Raw genomic sequence first — 15,884 nt, forward strand, 5'->3', positions numbered from 1 at the left:
CGCGCGGGTTGAGGCGGGGCCCACGCGGCTTCCGTTCCACGGGGGTGGGGCTTGGTGCTTGGGGGCGGCCGGGGTGGGCCCGTCGCGCGGTCGTGCTCCGCGTTGCTCCTTCACCGGCGCTGCCGCGCGTGGGGGCCGTTACCCCGGCCATCCGGGTGTCTCGGGGTGGTCCCGCCACGTGGCCGTGCTCGGCGTGCCTCTCGACCGGCGCTGCCGGGCCGGGGTCGTTTCCCCGCCCATCCCCGGTATCCCAACGCGTGGTCGGATGCCTGCGGGGGCTGGGGCGGCGGGTGTTTGAGGTGCGGGGGAGGGGGCGGGGTCGCAGGGGTGGGGGGCTGGACGCTGTCGCATATTTGTGGCGTGAGGCGGGGGTGGCCGGGCGGGGGTGGGTTCTCGCCGTAAATATGCGGTCCAGGTCCCCGGCCCCGGAGACCCCGACCCCCCGGCCCCCCCCCCCCCCCCCCCCCGCCACGCGAAACCCGCACCAGCACCCGCACCCGCGCACCCGCACCATCCACCACGCACCCGCACCCGCGCCACCACCACGCACCCGCACCCACCCCCGCGCACCCACACCCGCACCGTCACCGCGCACCGCGGCATCAGGTCTCCGGGGTCGGGATGGGGGTGGGGGGCTGGGATTCCGGGAGGCGACGGCGGCGGCGGAGCAGCAGGGCCCAGGGGCCTCGGGCGGCCGTGACCTCCGTACCGCCTTCCGCCGCGGCCTCGGCGGCCGCCCGCGCCACCGGCAGGTACCCCTCCTGGCGGGCCGCCTCCGGGCGGTCCTCCTCCGGCCACAGCCCCAGCGCCGCGCACAGCGTCGGCAGGACGGCCATGGCGGCCGTCGCGTACCCCTCCGCCGAGGGGTGGTAGTTGTCCGGGCCGAACAGCTCCCGCGGCCGGGCCTCGAACTCCGGCCCCAGCAGATCGCCCAGCGAGACCGTGCGCCCGCCCTGCTCGACCACCGCGATGGTCTGCGCCGCCGCCAGCTGTCGGCTCAGCCGGCGCGCGATCCAGCGCAGCGGCTGGTAGACGGGCTCGATGGTGCCCAGGTCCGGGCAGGTGCCGACGACCACCGCGCAGCCGCTCTCGCGCAGCCGCCGCACCGCGTCCGACAACAGCCGCACCGACTCCGCGGGCGGCATGCGATGCGTCACATCGTTCGCGCCGATCATGATCACGCACACGTCGGGCCGCATCCGCGGATCCGCCAGCAGCAGCGAGACCTGCCGCTCCAGGTCGGTGGACTGTGCCCCGCAGCTGGCCACGTTCCGCAGGTCCACCGGGCGCTCGGCCACCGCGGCGAGCCCGGAGGCCAGCAGCGCGCCCGGAGTCTGGCTCGGCCGGTGGACGCCCTGGCCGGCGGCGGTGGAGTCGCCGAGGAAGGCCAGCCGCAGCGGCTGCTGCCCGTTGCGCAGCGCGAAGGCGAAGCCGTACCGCCCGTCCGCGGCCGGCTTCACCGCGTCCGACCCGCCGACCACCTTCCTGGCCAGCGAGACCTCGGTCAGCACCAGGCCGACGACGACCCCGCCCAGGACCCCGATCCCACCACCGCCGTAGGCCGCCGCGGCGGCGATCCGCCGGGCGACCCTCGCCCTCGACATCGACATGGGACCGTCCACCTCCCGGTCGTGTTTCCAGCCAGACACCCGCTTCGTACTGCTCGGTACTCCTTGCTAACACCTAGGTGCCCTGCCAGGGCTCTCACGCAACGCGTGAGCACTCCACCGATCGCGCAATAAGCTGACATCACGGGACCGCGACGGCGGCCACCCCCTCGACCCGCGGAGATCCCGCTCAACGATCCCGCTTAACCAGGAGTAGGGCGTGCAGTACTACGAATCGATGATTGAGCTGGTAGGCAATACGCCGCTGGTCAAGCTCAACAACGTCACGGAAGGCATCCAGGCGACGGTCCTGGCCAAGGTTGAGTACTTCAACCCCGGCGGCTCGGTGAAGGACCGCATCGCCGTACGGATGATCGAGGCCGCGGAGCGCTCCGGAGAGCTCAAGCCGGGCGGCACCATCGTGGAGCCGACCTCCGGCAACACCGGTGTGGGCCTGGCCATGGTCGCCCAGCGCAAGGGCTACAAGTGCATCTTCGTCTGCCCGGACAAGGTGTCCACCGACAAGATCAACGTGCTGCGGGCCTACGGCGCCGAGGTCGTCGTCTGCCCCACCGCCGTCGACCCCGAGCACCCCGATTCGTACTACAACGTCTCGGACCGCCTGGTGCGCGAGACCCCCGGCGCCTGGAAGCCCGACCAGTACAGCAACCCGAACAACCCGCGGTCCCACTACGAGAGCACCGGCCCGGAGCTGTGGGAGCAGACGGAGGGGAAGATCACCCACTTCGTCGCGGGCGTCGGCACCGGCGGCACCATCAGCGGCACCGGCCGCTACCTGAAGGACGCCAGTGACGGCAAGGTCAAGGTCATCGGCGCCGACCCGGAGGGCTCCGTCTACAGCGGCGGCTCCGGCCGCCCGTACCTGATCGAGGGCGTCGGCGAGGACTTCTGGCCGACCGCCTACGACCGCACCGTCGCGGACGAGATCGTCGCGGTCTCCGACAAGGACGCCTTCCAGATGACCCGCCGCCTCGCCAAGGAGGAGGGGCTGCTGGTGGGCGGCTCCTGCGGCATGGCGGTCGTCGCCGCGCTGCGCGTCGCCGAGGGGCTCGGCCCGGACGACGTCGTGGTCGTGCTGCTGCCGGACAGCGGCCGCGGCTACCTCTCGAAGATCTTCAACGACGACTGGATGGCCGACTACGGCTTCCTGGAGGAGGCCGGCCCGGCCGTCCGCGTCGGCGACGTGCTGGAGGGCAAGGAGGGCGGTCTGCCCTCGCTGGTCCACATGCACCCGGAGGAGACGGTCGGCGAGGCCATCGAGGTGCTGCGGGAGTACGGCGTCTCGCAGATGCCGATCGTCAAGCCGGGCGCCGGCCACCCCGACGTGATGGCCGCCGAGGTCGTCGGCTCGGTGGTGGAGCGCGAGCTGCTGGACGCGCTCTTCGCGCAGCGGGCCTCGCTCACCGACCCGCTGGAGAAGCACATGAGCCCGCCGCTGCCGCAGGTCGGCTCGGGCGAGCCGGTCGAGGACCTGATGGCCGCCCTGGGCACGGCCGACGCCGCCATAGTGCTGGTGGAGGGCAAGCCCAAGGGTGTGGTGAGCCGGCAGGACCTGCTCGCCTACCTGGCGAAGACCGCGGCCAAGGCGCACTGAGTCCGCGGCCGCCGACCCGAGAGGTGGGGCGTCGCGGGACCGTACGGTCCCGCGACGCCCCACCGGCCGTTCGGGGGTGGCACCCACGGCCGTTCGCGGGTGACACCCGCCCGCCGTTCGGGGGCGGCACTCGCCCGCCGTTCGGGGTGGCACCCGCCCGTCGCCGCCGTCAAGGAGCCGTCAGGATAGGTCCGCTGAACGCGACTTCGCGTAAACGGTACGTATGCGTCACGCGGGCGCAGCACGCATTTAACACGCGTCGGGCACATTGGAGGACGTCGGCAAGGACGCGCCGACACCCGAAGTGCGGCGACACGGACCTCCGGAGCGGCTCCCGGACCTCCCAGGTCGCCCGGACGCGACGGCACGGACCTGAACCGGAGTCGCGCGTCCCCGCGGGGGACCGCCGTCGTCCCGCCCTCGGTGCTCACACCGGGGTGCGGCGGCCCCCGCTCAGTCTCTCTCCGCGGTCGCCGGCCTCCGGGCGCTCCCACCCCCAGCGGGCTTGGGGACACCCAGCGGGCGTGGGGAGGCCCCCAGCGGGCTACCGGAGCCCTCAGGGGTCAGTCGCGGCGGTCGGGGCCGTGGTCGCCGCGCCGGCGGCGGAAGAGGTCGAGGGCGCCGGCAGCGTGGACCGCGTTGACACCGACGATGCCGCCCCAGCAGATGAGCAGGCCCGACAGCCCGGCGTTGACCACGGCGATCGCGGACAGCGGGATCGCGAGCACCAGCGAGACGGCGACGAAGCCGAAGCGCTCGCCGATGCCGAGGCCCTCGCCCGGCGCGGGCGGCTGGCCCGACTGACCGCCGATCAACTGCGGGCGGGGGCCGCGCGCGGCGGCCATCTGCTGCTCGGCCATGTGCCGTCGCACATGTCGGTCGGCGGCGGCGTCGAAGCGCTGCTCGACCTTCTCCATGAAGGAGTCCACCAGCTCTTTCTCGTATTCGGCGCCCAGTTCCTTGCGGGTCTGCAAGGTGGCGTCGAGTTCTCGCGTCAGCTCGGGGTCGCGGGCGTCCATGCTGTCGACGGTACGGTCAGGGAGTGCCGTTGTAAGTAGGGCTAGCCCCCCGAAATCGTCCGGGGGGCAGCCCCCCTGCCGAAGGAGCAGCCCGTGGCCGCACCTCTGCTGTCGTCCCTCACCGAGCCCGGCGGCGACCGTCCGGACGCGCTCGCGGTCGCGGGCCGGCCCTGTTCGCGCGAGGACCTGCTGGGCGCCGCCGGCGCGGTGGCCGCCCGGATCGCCGGGGCGCCGGTGGTCGCGGTCCGCGCCACCGCCTCGCTGGAGACGGTCACGGCGGTGACGGGCGCGCTGCTCGCCGGGGTGCCGGTGGTGCCGGTGCCGCCGGACTCCGGGCCGGCCGAACGGGACCACATCCTGCGCGACTCGGGCGCCGCGCTGCTGCTCACCGGCGCAGGCGAGGACGAGGCCGCTGGTGAGGGGCCGGGCGGGTCGGGCGTGGAGACGGTCCCGGTGGACGTGCGGGAGCGCGTGGCGTGGTCCGAGCCGGAGGCCGAGCCGGACTCCACGGCGTTCATCCTCTACACCTCGGGTACCACCGGCGCCCCCAAGGGCGCGCTCATCTCGCGCCGCGCGGTCGCCGCCGACCTGGACGCGCTCGCGGAGGCGTGGGCGTGGACGCCGGAGGACACGCTGGTGCACGGGCTGCCGCTGTTCCACGTGCACGGGCTGGTGCTGGGCGTGCTGGGCGCGCTGCGGGTGGGCAGCCGGCTGGTGCACACCGGGCGGCCCACCCCGGAGGCGTACGCGGCGGCCGGCGGCAGCCTGTACTTCGGCGTGCCGACGGTGTGGGGCCGAGTGGTGCGGGAGGAGTCCGCCGCCCGCGCGCTGAGCGGGGCCAGGCTGCTGGTCTCCGGCAGCGCCCCGCTGCCCGCGCCGGTCTTCCACGCCATGGAGCGGCTCACCGGGCAGCGCCCCGTCGAGCGCTACGGCATGACGGAGACCCTCATCACGGTCTCCGCGCGGGCGGACGGCGAGCGGCGCCCCGGTTATGTGGGGACCCCGCTGGCGGGCATCGCCACCCGGGTGGTGGCCGAGCCGGGCGCCGACATCGGCGAGCTCCAGATCTCCGGACCGACGCTCTTCGACGGCTATCTGAACCGCCCCGAGGCGACCTCGGGATCGTTCACCGAGGACGGCTGGTTCCGCACCGGCGACATCGCGGCCATCGAGGAGGACGGGGCGCACCGGATCGTCGGGCGGGCCTCGACGGACATGATCAAGTCCGGTGGCTACCGGATCGGGGCGGGCGAGGTGGAGAACGCGCTGCTGGACCACCCGGCGGTGCGGGAGGCAGCGGTCGTCGGCGCCCCGCACGAGGACCTGGGGCAGGAGATCGTCGCGTACGTGGTCGCCGACGGGGTGGGGGAGCGGGAGCTCATCGACTTCGTGGCCGAGCGGCTCTCGGTTCACAAGCGGCCCCGCAAGGTGCGCTTCCTGGAGGCGCTGCCGCGCAACGCGATGGGCAAGCCGCAGAAGAAGCTGCTGCCCCCGCTGTAACGCCCCGCGCGGCACCCGGCCCGCGCGTCCCCGCGCGGCACACCGGGGGCGACCCTGCGTAGCGCCTCCCTGGCGAGGACCGCGCCGGGACCCCGGTGTGCGGCTCGGTGCGGCCACGCTGCGTAGCGATCCGGTATGCCTCGCGTCGCGTGGGGGCTCCGTCGGGCCGGTACCCCGCCGATGGGTGGGGTATCGAAAACGGTCTGGCGACTGATGTCCGGCCGCTTGCGGCGGCATACGGTGCGTATCACGGGATGGTGTGGGACGTGTGAAGGTGTGAAGGAGTGGCATGTTCGGCTTCAGCAACGCGGGCCTCAACGTGCTGGTGCTGCGTGACGGGGAGGAACTGGACGCCACCTTGCGGCAGGCGCTGGCGACCGCGGACGATGCCGAACGGCCCGGTCTGGAGCGCGCCGTCGCGCTGATCGCCGAGCAGAGGGCCCTGAGCGACGCGGAGCTGAGGGTCCGTTGGGTCCGCCGCGCGCTGGCGGGCTCCGGCGTGGACGACCACACCGACCAGGTCACCGCCGTCCGCGCGCTGCGCAAGGCCGAGCCCCAGCTGGGCCTGTCCACGGCGGTCCTGCTGGTGGGGGAGGCGTACGGCCGCTCGGACTGAAGCGGCTCCGCCCGGGCCGGGGGCGCCGCCCGCATATAGTTATGCAAGGCGTAAGGGGCGTGAATAGGTGGGGTCGGGAGGACCGGATGGGCAGTGAGCTGGACGGGGGCCCGGAGGCGGGGGCGGCCCGGCTGCAGAAGTTGTTCGAGGGGCACCGGCTGACGCCGACGCAGCGCCGCATCGCGCACTGCATGGTGCGCCGGGCGGCCGACGCGCCCTTCCTCTCCAGCGTGGAGCTGGCCGAGCTGGCCGGGGTGAGCCAGCCCTCGGTGACCCGGTTCGCGGTCGCGCTGGGCTTCGACGGCTACCCGGCGCTGCGCAAGTACTTGCGTGAGGTCGCCCCCGCCGGGGTGGAGCCGGGCGGCTCGGACTCGTACAACGAGTACCAGCAGGCGGTGCAGTCGGAGATCGACAACCTGCGCCACCTGGCCTCGCTGCTGGCCGACCCCACGCCGGTGGACCGGGCCGGCCGGCTGCTCGCCGCCTCCCGCCCGCTGCCGGTGCTCGGGCTGCGCGCGGCGTCCGCCCAGGCCCGCGGCTTCGCTTACTTCGCCCGCAAGGTCCACCCGGACGTCCGGCTGCTCGACGAGGGCGGCACCATGCTCGCGGACCGCATCGACGCCGCGGTCCGCGCGGGCGCCACCGCGCTGCTGTGCTTCGCGCTGCCGCGCCACCCGCGCGAGGTCGTCGAGGCCCTGGAGTACGCGCGGGGAGCGGGGCTGACGGTGGTCACCGTGGCCGACAGCGCCTTCGCCCCGGTGGCCCGGCACAGCGACCTGCTGCTGCCGGCCGCGGTCGGCACCGGCCTGGCCTTCGACACCGCCTGCGCGCCCATGCTGCTCGGCCGGGTGCTGCTGGAGGCGATGTGCGACGCGCTCCCGGACGCCCAGGCCCGGCTGGAGGAGTTCGACACCAAGGCCGCGGCGCGCGGGCTGTTCGCCGACTGACGCGCGCGGACCGGCCGGGTACCGAAAGCGCCCCGTCCGGCGCCCTCCGGCCCCACGCCCTCCTGGACCGCCCCGGCCCCTCCCGCCCCCGCCGGCCCCGCCCCGCCCCCTCCAGGCCCGTCCGCACGCCCTCCCGGCCTCCAGCCCTCCGCACGGGGCGCCGGTCACAGGCCCGACAGGGCCTCCGCGTGGGCGCCGCCGCTTTCGGTGACGATCTCGGCGATCGTCTGCGGGCTCCGTACGGTGGCGAAGCGCACGGTGGCGTCTTCCTCGATCGTGAAGCCGTAGACGCCGGGTCGCGGCAGGCTGTTGTACGCGTAGTGGTTGGAGAAGTAGTAGGCGCCGGTGTCGAGCAGCGCCGTCAGGTCGCCCGCCGCGAGCGGGGGCAGTGGGCGGGCTGTCGCGACCAGGTCGCCGGCGAAGCAGCAGGGTCCGGCGACGTCCTGCACCACCGGGCCGTCGGGGCCGGCGGCCTTGGGGTGGCCGTGCGGGTCGTAGGCGGAGATCCGCAGCGGCCAGGTCTCGGGGGCGAAGACGGTGCGCACGGCCAGTTGCGCGCCGGCGTGGGTGACCGCGATCGGGCGGCCGCCGGCGGTCTTGGTGTACTCCACGCGCGCCAGCACGGTGCCCGACTTGGCCAGCAGCGACCGGCCGAACTCGGTGACGAGGTGGTAGTCGCCGGAGAACAGCCCGGGGGCGGCGGCGCGCAGCGCTCGGGCGTAGGCCGCGAAGGTGGGGGTGGTCTCGTCGGAGGCGAAGTTGACGGGGAGTCCGCCGCCGATGTCGAGTGTGTCGATCTGCCGTCGTCCGGCCGCCCGGTTGACCTCCTCGGCCAGCTCGTACGCCTCCCGGACGCCGGCCGCCATCAGCTCCAGCGGACAGCCCTGCGAGCCGACATGGGCATGCAGCCGGGTCAGCCAGGGGCGGTCCAGGAAGGCCCGTACGGTGGCCTCCCGCGCGCCCGGGTCGCGCAGCGGGACGCCGAACTTGGCGGTGGCGGTGGCGGTGCTGAGCGCGTCGATGACGCCGCCGCCGACCTGGGGGTTGACCCGTAGGCCCAGCGGGGAGTCGCCGCGCACCCGCTGGCGCAGCCCGTCGAGTCGGGCCAGCTCGGCGAAGGAGTCCGCGTTGACGGCGACGCCCAGGGTGAGCGCCTCGCGCAGCTCGGTGGGGGTCTTGGCGGGCGAGTCGAGGACGATGCGGTCCGCGGGCACCCCGGCCGCCCGGGCCAGCGCCAGCTCGCCGGGGCTGGCCACCTCGCACCCCAGCCCCTCGTCCGCCAGCAGTCGCAGCACCGGCACCAGGGCGGCGGCCTTGGCCGCGAAGGCGTGCAGGACGCGCGTGCCGGGGGCGGTGACCTCGGCGAAGGCGGCGCGCAGGGCGGTGGCGGCGGCACGGATTCCGGCCACGTCCAGCAGGCCGATGACGGGCTGGTCGGGACCGATCAGCCCTTGTTCCACGGCGGCACGGACGGCGAAGTCGCGACGGGTGGTTGTCATGTCTCCAGCCAACCACCTCAGGCACGGCGGCGAAGCTGTTGACTAGAGGTATTCAGTGACGACAAGATGTGAATATCTCGATCCAGTCAATGGCAGGAGGCGTGCTTCATGTCCGGACCGCGACCCGTACGAGCCCCGCGCGGCAACGAGCTGAGCGCTCTGGGGTGGCAGCAGGAGGCCGCCCTGCGGATGCTGCAGAACAACCTCGACCCCGAGGTCGCCGAGCACCCCGACAAGCTCGTGGTCTACGGCGGCACCGGCAAGGCGGCCCGTGACTGGCGCTCCTTCGACGCGATGGTCCGCACGCTGCGGACCCTCAAGCAGGACGAGACGATGCTCGTCCAGTCGGGTCGCCCGGTCGGCGTCATGCAGACCCACGAGTGGGCCCCGCGCGTCCTGATCGCCAACTCCAACCTGGTCGGCGACTGGGCCAACTGGGAGGAGTTCCGCCGCCTGGAGCAGCTCGGCCTGACCATGTACGGCCAGATGACCGCCGGCTCCTGGATCTACATCGGCACCCAGGGCATCCTCCAGGGCACCTACGAGACCTTCGCCGCGGTCGCCGCCAAGAAGTTCAACGGCACCCTGGCCGGCACCATCACCCTCACCGCCGGCCTCGGCGGCATGGGCGGCGCCCAGCCGCTGGCCGTGACGATGAACGACGGCGTCGCGATCTGCGTCGACTGCGACCCGCGCGCCATCGAGCGCCGGATCGAGCACCGCTACCTGGACGTCAAGGCCGACAGCCTCCAGCACGCGCTCCAGCTCGCCACCGAGGCCCGCGACGCCCGCAAGCCGCTCTCCATCGGCCTGCTCGGCAACGCGGCCGACCTGCTCCCGCAGATGCTGGCCGAGGGCGCCCCGATCGACATCGTGACGGACCAGACCTCCGCCCACGACCCGCTCTCCTACCTCCCCACCGGCGTCGCCTTCGAGGACATGGCCGCGTACGCCGCCAAGGACCCGGCCGGGTTCACCACCCGCGCCCGCGAGTCCATGGCCAGGCACGTCGAGGCGATGGTCGGCTTCATGGACGCCGGCGCCGAGGTCTTCGACTACGGCAACTCCATCCGCGGCGAGGCCCAGCTGGCCGGCTACGACCGCGCCTTCGCCTTCCCCGGCTTCGTCCCGGCCTACATCCGCCCGCTGTTCTGCGAGGGCAAGGGCCCGTTCCGCTGGGCCGCCCTGTCCGGCGACCCGGCCGACATCGCCAAGACCGACAAGGCGATGCTGGACCTCTTCCCGGAGAACGAGTCCCTGGCCCGCTGGATCAAGATGGCCGGCGAGCGTGTCCACTTCCAGGGCCTGCCCGCGCGCATCTGCTGGCTCGGCTACGGCGAGCGCGACAAGGCCGGCGAGCGCTTCAACGACATGGTCGCGAGCGGCGAGCTGGCCGCCCCGCTGGCCATCGGCCGCGACCACCTCGACTGCGGCTCCGTCGCCTCGCCCTACCGCGAGACCGAGGCCATGCTCGACGGCTCCGACGCCATCGCCGACTGGCCGCTGCTCAACGCCATGGTCAACGTGGCCTCCGGCGCGTCCTGGGTCTCGATCCACCATGGCGGCGGCGTCGGCATGGGCCGCTCCATCCACGCCGGCCAGGTCACCGTCGCCGACGGCACCCCGCTCGCCGGTGAGAAGATCCGCCGGGTGCTCACCAACGACCCGGGCATGGGCGTCATCCGCCACGTCGACGCCGGCTACGACCGCGCCGACGAGGTCGCCGCGGAGCGCGGCGTGCGCGTCCCGATGCGCGAGGGCGCCGAGGGCGCCGAATGACCGCGCACGGTGACACGTCGCCGGGTGCGGGCGCGGGTGCGGTTGGGCCCACCCGTTCCGCCCCGCGGAACGACTGCCCACAACCGGGCGGGCACAGCGCCCCCGGAGAAGGAGCGGGGGCGGGCGGGCCGGGGAGTTCGTTCCACGAGATGTGGAAGGACCTGTTGCCTATCGGCCGCGAAGCGGCCTCGGGCGGCTACCGCCGCTTCGCCTGGACCGGGGCCGACGTCGACTGCCGGGAGTGGTTCCGGGCGCAGGCGGAGTCCCGGGGGCTGGCGTACGAGGTGGACCGGAACGGGAACCAGTGGGCGTGGCTGGGCGACCCGGCCGCCGAGGACGCGGTGGTGACCGGCTCGCACCTGGACTCCGTGCCGGACGGCGGCGCGTTCGACGGCCCGCTGGGCGTCGTGTCCTCGTTCGCCGCGCTCGACGAGCTCCGCTCGCGCGGCGCGCGGCCGACCCGCCCGCTGGCGATCGTCAACTTCGGTGACGAGGAGGGCGCCCGGTTCGGGCTGGCCTGCGTGGGCTCCCGGCTGGCGGCCGGGCAGCTGACGCCGGAGCAGGCGCACGCGCTGCGCGACGCCGACGGCGTCGGGCTGGCAGAGGCCATGGAGCGGGCCGGGTACGACCCGGAGGCGATCGGCCCCGACCCCGAGCGCCTCGCCCGCATCGGCGCCTTCGTCGAGCTGCACGTGGAGCAGGGCCGGGCGCTGGACCTGTCCGGGCACCCGATCGGCATCGCGTCCGCCATCTGGCCGCACGGCCGCTGGCGGTTCGACTTCCACGGCGAGGCCAACCACGCCGGCACCACCCGGCTGGAGGACCGCCGCGACCCGATGCTGACGTACGCCAACACCGTGCTCGCCGCGCGCAAGAAGGCGCGGCTGGCCGGTGCGCTGGCCACCTTCGGCAAGGTCAGCGTGGAGCCGAACGGCGTCAACGCCATCCCCTCGCTGGTGCGCGGCTGGCTGGACTCGCGCGCCGCCGACCAGGAGACGCTGGACGCCGTCGTCGCGGAGATCGAGCGGGCGGCGGTGGAGCGCGGCGAGCGGGACGGCGTCGACGTCCGGATGACCCGGGAGTCCTTCACCCCCGTGGTGGAGTTCGGGCACGCCCTGCGCGACGAGCTGGCCGCCCTCTTGGGCGACGCACCCGTGCTCCCCACCGGCGCGGGACACGACGCGGGTATTTTGTCCGCATCGGTCCCCACGGCCATGCTGTTCGTACGGAATCCCACCGGCGTCTCGCACTCGCCCGCGGAAACCGCCGCCGAGGACGACTGCCTCGCCGGAGTGACCGCACTCGCCGACGTACTGGAGGGCCTCGCGTGTCGCTGACACCGCAGACCTACTGGGCTGAACACGCCTGGCTCGGCACCCATGTCGAGCCGGGCGTGGCCATCGAGACCGGCGCCGACGGTCGCATCACGGCCCTGCGGACGGGGGTGCCGGCGCCGCCCGTCGGCGGCGTCACCCTCCGCGGGCTGACCCTCCCCGGCCTGGCCAACGCCCACTCGCACGCCTTCCACCGCGCCCTGCGCGGGCTGGTGCAGATCGGCTCCGGGACCTTCTGGACCTGGCGCGAGTTCATGTACCAGTACGCCGCCCGGCTCACCCCGGACAGCTACTTCGCCCTCGCCCGCGCCGTCTACGCGGAGATGGCGCTCGCCGGCATCACCTGCGTCGGCGAGTTCCACTACGTCCACCACGCGCCCGGCGGCACCCGGTACGCCGACCCCAACGCCATGGGCGAGGCCCTGATCGCGGCCGCCGCCGAGGCCGGCATCCGCATCACCCTGCTGGACACCGCCTACCTCTCCTCCGGCTTCGGCGCCGCGCCCTCCCCGCACCAGCTGCGCTTCAGCGACGGCACCGCCGACGCCTGGGCCGAGCGGGTCTCGGCGCTGATCCCGGCCCCGCACGCCCGGATCGGCGCGGCCATCCACTCGGTGCGGGCCGTCCCGGCGGGGCAGCTGGCCACCGTCGCCCAGTGGGCCGCCGACCGGCAGGCGCCGCTCCACGTCCACCTCTCGGAGCAGACCGCCGAGAACGACGCCTGCCGCGAGGCGCACGGCCGCACCCCCACCGGGCTGCTGGCCGACCACGGGGCGCTCGGCCCGCGCACCACGGCCGTGCACGCCACGCACCTCACCGACGAGGACATCGCGCTGCTGGGCTCCACCGGCACCGGCGTGTGCATGTGCCCGACCACCGAGCGCGACCTGGCCGACGGCATCGGCCCGGCCACCCGGCTGCAGGGCGCGGGCTCCCCGCTGAGCCTGGGCAGCGACAGCCACGCGGTCATCGACATCCTCGAAGAGGCCCGCGCGATGGAGCTGGACGAGCGGCTGCGCACCCGCACCCGGGGCCACTGGACCGCCGCCCAACTGCTGCGCGCGGCCACCGAGGACGGTCACGCGGCGCTCGGTTGGGACAGCGCCGGACGGATAGAGAGCGGCGCGCTCGCCGACTTCACCACGGTCCGGCTGGACTCCGTGCGCACCGCGGGCCCGCTGCCCCGGCTGGGCGCCGAGGTCGCCGTCTTCGCGGCCTCCAACGCGGACGTGCTGCACACCGTGGTCGGCGGCCGCCACATCGTCCGGGACGGGCGGCACCAGCTGGTGCCGCAGGTCCCGCTAGCCCTGTCCGAGTCCATCGCCGCGCTGCGTGAGTGAACGGCCCGACGGCACCGGCCACCCGGCCGAAGGAGACCCCCGCGATGAACCCCACGCCCCACCCGCACACCCACACACCCCTGGTCCAGCCCCCCGCGCCCACCGGGCCGGGCGGGGTGGACACCACCGCCATCGTCAACATCGCCGGCCTGGTCACCAACGACCCCGAGCTCGGTGAGGGCCCGCTCGGACTGCTGAAGGACGCGGCGGTCGTCATCGAGGGCGACCGCGTCGCCTGGGTCGGCCCGTCGAGCAAGGTCCCCGGCACCGACAACCGGGTCGACGCCGAGGGCCGGGCGGTCATCCCCGGCTTCGTCGACTCCCACTCCCACCTGGTCTTCGCCGGAGACCGCACCGAGGAGTTCAACGCCCGCATGACGGGCCGGAGCTACAGCGCCGGCGGCATCCGCACCACCGTCGCCGCCACCCGCGCCGCCTCCAACAACGAGCTGCACGACAACGTGGCCCGCTACCGGCGGGAGGCGCTGCGCCAGGGCACCACCACCATCGAGATCAAGTCCGGCTACGGGCTGACCACCGAGCACGAGGCGCGCGCCCTGCGCATCGCCGCCGCGCACACCGACGAGGTCACCTACCTCGGCGCGCACGTGGTCGCCCCGGAGTTCGCCGACCGGCCCGACGCCTACGTCGAGCTGGTCACCGGGCCGATGCTGGACGCCTGCGCCCCGCACGCCCGCTGGGTCGACGTCTTCTGCGAGCAGGGCGCCTTCGACGGGGACCAGGCGCGGGCCGTCCTCACCGCCGGCATCGAGCGCGGCCTGCTGCCGCGCGTGCACGCCAACCAGCTCTCGTACGGCCCCGGCGTGCAGCTGGCCGTGGAGCTCGGCGCGGCCTCCGCCGACCACTGCACCCACCTCTCCGACGAGGACGTGGACGCGCTGGCGAACGGCACCACGGTGGCCACGCTGCTGCCCGGCGCCGAGTTCTCCACCCGGGCGACCTACCCGGACGCGCGCCGACTGCTGGACGCCGGCGTCACCGTCGCCCTGTCGCCCGACTGCAACCCGGGCTCGTCCTTCACCAGCTCGATGCCGTTCTGTATCGCGGTGGCCGTGCGGGACATGCGGATGACGCCCGACGAGGCCGTCTGGTCGGCCACCGCGGGCGGCGCGGCGGCGCTCCGCCGCACCGACGTCGGGCGCGTCAGCCCCGGCGCCCGCGCCGACCTCGCGCTGCTCGACGCCCCCTCACACGTCCACCTCGCCTACCGCCCCGGCGTGCCGTTGGTCAGCGCGGTCTGGCAGCGCGGCGAGCTGGTGGGGTAGCCGCGGCGTAGGGAGCGCCACAGCGGCGTACGCGCGCGTGACGGGGCGCCGTCGGCGAGAAGCCGACGGCGCCCCGCCGTCTGTCGTACGGGCCGTCTGTCGTACGGTCGTCTCCCGTACGAGCCGCCTGTCGTACGGCCATCCCTCGTACGGGCCGTCTGTCCATACGGCCTGCGCCCCACGGGCCGTCCGCCGTACGGTTCCCGGCCGCTCAGCCCGCCGCCGGGATCCGTCCCTCGACCAGGTGCAGCCGCGGCAGGGTGCCCGGTGCCGAGGTGACGCCGGTGACCTCGATGCCCGCGCGGGCGTAGAGCTCCTCGAACTCGCCCCGGCTGTGCTTCTGGCCGCCCATGTTGAGCAGCAGGAACAGATCGAGCGCGGTGGTGATCGTCATCTCGTCGGGGTGGGCGTCGACCAGGCTGTCGACCACCACGACGCGGGCCCCGGGCCGGGCGGCGGCCCGGATGTTGCGGAGCACCGCGACGGAGAAGTCGTCCGGCCAGTCCAGCAGGTTCTTCAGCAGGTAGACGTCGGCCTCGACGGGGACGGACTCCAGGCAGTTGCCGCCGAGGATCCGGGTGCGGGAGCCGAGTTCGCCGCCCTCCCGCAGCTCCTCGTAGGCGCCCGGGACCACCGTCTCCAGGTCGAACAGCACGCCGTGCAGGTGCGGGTTGTGGCGGAGCAGCGTGCGCAGCAGATGGCCCTGGCCGCCGCCGATGTCCACCACCGTGGTGGCCGTGGACAGGTCCAGCGCCTCGGCCACCGCCGCCGAGCTGCGGATGCTCGACTCGGTCATGGCCTGGGCGAAGACCTTCTCGTCGGCGGGGGCGTCCTCCTTCAGATAGGTGTAGAAGTCCTTGCCGAACACACTCGGGATGACGCTCTCGCCGCTGCGCAGGGCGTCCTCCAGCCGGGGCCAGGACTGCCAGGTCCACGGCGAGCCGACCCACAGCACGATCGCCCGCAGGCTCTGCGGGTGGTCCTCGCGCAGCAGGACCGAGACGTCGGTCTGGGCGAAGTGCCGCGGCTGCGGCTCGGCGAAGACCCCGTACGAGGTCAGGGTGCGCAGCAGCCGGTAGAGGCGGTGCGCGTCCAGGCCCACCTTCTCGGCGAGCCTCTCCACGGGCAGCGGGTCCTCGTCGAGGACGTCGGGCACGCGCAGCCGCGCGGCCGTCTGCACCGCCGCCGCCACGCCGGCGCTGAAGGCCAGCTCTCCGAGCCTCCGGAACGCCTCGTCACCGGTGCCGTGCTGTGCGGTCGCAGTCATGGGCGGATCACCTCTCGATGCCGGTCGGGGGTCGGGCACGAGGTTGCTGCCCCGCGCTGGTGGGGCGCTGTCGCG

The 15,884-nt window shown here is 74.2% G+C and carries 12 protein-coding genes; 8 read left to right on the forward strand and 4 right to left on the reverse strand.

The window, feature by feature from the left end; genetic code table 11:
- Positions 1-602: 602 nt before the first annotated feature.
- On the reverse strand, positions 603-1,610 hold the full coding sequence (locus tag CD790_RS31655; RefSeq protein ID WP_144386824.1) for an SGNH/GDSL hydrolase family protein: 1,008 nt from the start codon (positions 1,608-1,610) through the stop codon (positions 603-605).
- A gap of 217 nt (positions 1,611-1,827) precedes the next feature.
- On the opposite strand from CD790_RS31655, the gene CD790_RS31660 reads away from it, so the two are divergent.
- Positions 1,828-3,222, forward strand: coding sequence for a cystathionine beta-synthase (locus CD790_RS31660; RefSeq protein WP_144386825.1), 1,395 nt, complete (start codon positions 1,828-1,830; stop codon positions 3,220-3,222).
- A 563-nt stretch (positions 3,223-3,785) separates the two neighbouring features.
- On the opposite strand, the gene CD790_RS31665 is transcribed toward CD790_RS31660, so the two are convergent.
- Positions 3,786-4,241, reverse strand: coding sequence for a hypothetical protein (locus CD790_RS31665; RefSeq protein WP_144386826.1), 456 nt, complete (start codon positions 4,239-4,241; stop codon positions 3,786-3,788).
- Positions 4,242-4,334: 93 nt separating this feature from the next.
- Here CD790_RS31665 and CD790_RS31670 point away from each other — a divergent pair, with 93 nt between their 5' ends.
- The 3 genes from CD790_RS31670 (at position 4,335) to CD790_RS31680 (ending at position 7,304) form a co-directional block, all read left to right on the forward strand.
- A complete protein-coding gene (locus CD790_RS31670) occupies positions 4,335-5,741 on the forward strand; it encodes an acyl-CoA synthetase (protein ID WP_144386827.1) in 1,407 nt (468 codons plus the stop codon).
- Positions 5,742-6,030: 289 nt separating this feature from the next.
- Positions 6,031-6,357 carry a hypothetical protein gene (locus CD790_RS31675; protein ID WP_144386828.1) on the forward strand — a complete coding sequence of 109 codons (327 nt, stop codon included), beginning with the start codon at positions 6,031-6,033 and terminating at the stop codon, positions 6,355-6,357.
- A gap of 86 nt (positions 6,358-6,443) precedes the next feature.
- A complete protein-coding gene (locus tag CD790_RS31680; protein WP_144386829.1) occupies positions 6,444-7,304 on the forward strand; it encodes a MurR/RpiR family transcriptional regulator in 861 nt (286 codons plus the stop codon).
- Between the two features lie 164 nt (positions 7,305-7,468).
- On the opposite strand, the gene CD790_RS31685 is transcribed toward CD790_RS31680, so the two are convergent.
- Positions 7,469-8,803, reverse strand: a complete 1,335-nt coding sequence (locus tag CD790_RS31685; RefSeq protein ID WP_144386830.1) for a diaminopimelate decarboxylase — start codon at positions 8,801-8,803, stop codon at positions 7,469-7,471.
- 108 nt (positions 8,804-8,911) lie between these two features.
- Here CD790_RS31685 and hutU point away from each other — a divergent pair, with 108 nt between their 5' ends.
- From hutU to hutI, 4 genes are all read left to right on the forward strand, one after another.
- Positions 8,912-10,582 (forward strand): urocanate hydratase, encoded by a 1,671-nt coding sequence (gene hutU, locus CD790_RS31690; RefSeq protein WP_144386831.1) that lies wholly within the window; start codon positions 8,912-8,914, stop codon positions 10,580-10,582.
- A gap of 149 nt (positions 10,583-10,731) precedes the next feature.
- Complete coding sequence (locus CD790_RS31695; RefSeq protein ID WP_144386832.1) at positions 10,732-11,919, forward strand: allantoate amidohydrolase; 1,188 nt, start codon at positions 10,732-10,734, stop codon at positions 11,917-11,919.
- Positions 11,916-13,256, forward strand: coding sequence for a formimidoylglutamate deiminase (locus tag CD790_RS31700; RefSeq protein ID WP_399218588.1), 1,341 nt, complete (start codon positions 11,916-11,918; stop codon positions 13,254-13,256). The genes CD790_RS31695 and CD790_RS31700 overlap by 4 nt, the downstream gene beginning before the upstream one ends.
- A 116-nt stretch (positions 13,257-13,372) precedes the next feature.
- Entirely contained in the window at positions 13,373-14,542 is a 1,170-nt protein-coding gene (hutI, locus tag CD790_RS31705) for an imidazolonepropionase (protein WP_260868045.1), read from the forward strand.
- 211 nt (positions 14,543-14,753) lie between these two features.
- Here hutI and CD790_RS31710 read toward each other — a convergent pair whose 3' ends face one another.
- Positions 14,754-15,809, reverse strand: coding sequence for a methyltransferase (locus tag CD790_RS31710; RefSeq protein WP_144386835.1), 1,056 nt, complete (start codon positions 15,807-15,809; stop codon positions 14,754-14,756).
- Positions 15,810-15,884 lie beyond the last annotated feature (75 nt).

The organism is Streptomyces sp. SAJ15 (assembly GCF_007595705.1).
In the GTDB taxonomy this organism is placed as follows: domain Bacteria; phylum Actinomycetota; class Actinomycetes; order Streptomycetales; family Streptomycetaceae; genus Streptomyces.

What these genes read in the sequence shown, in the direction of transcription:
- CD790_RS31655 (WP_144386824.1), bottom strand. Translation starts at nt 1,610, where the DNA reads ATGTCGATGTCGAGGGCGAGGGTCGCCCGGCGGATCGCCGCCGCGGCG.
- CD790_RS31665 (WP_144386826.1), bottom strand. Translation starts at nt 4,241, where the DNA reads ATGGACGCCCGCGACCCCGAGCTGACGCGAGAACTCGACGCCACCTTG.
- CD790_RS31675 (WP_144386828.1), top strand. Translation starts at nt 6,031, where the DNA reads ATGTTCGGCTTCAGCAACGCGGGCCTCAACGTGCTGGTGCTGCGTGAC.
- CD790_RS31680 (WP_144386829.1), top strand. Translation starts at nt 6,444, where the DNA reads ATGGGCAGTGAGCTGGACGGGGGCCCGGAGGCGGGGGCGGCCCGGCTG.
- CD790_RS31685 (WP_144386830.1), bottom strand. Translation starts at nt 8,803, where the DNA reads ATGACAACCACCCGTCGCGACTTCGCCGTCCGTGCCGCCGTGGAACAA.
- hutU (WP_144386831.1), top strand. Translation starts at nt 8,912, where the DNA reads ATGTCCGGACCGCGACCCGTACGAGCCCCGCGCGGCAACGAGCTGAGC.
- CD790_RS31695 (WP_144386832.1), top strand. Translation starts at nt 10,732, where the DNA reads ATGTGGAAGGACCTGTTGCCTATCGGCCGCGAAGCGGCCTCGGGCGGC.
- CD790_RS31710 (WP_144386835.1), bottom strand. Translation starts at nt 15,809, where the DNA reads ATGACTGCGACCGCACAGCACGGCACCGGTGACGAGGCGTTCCGGAGG.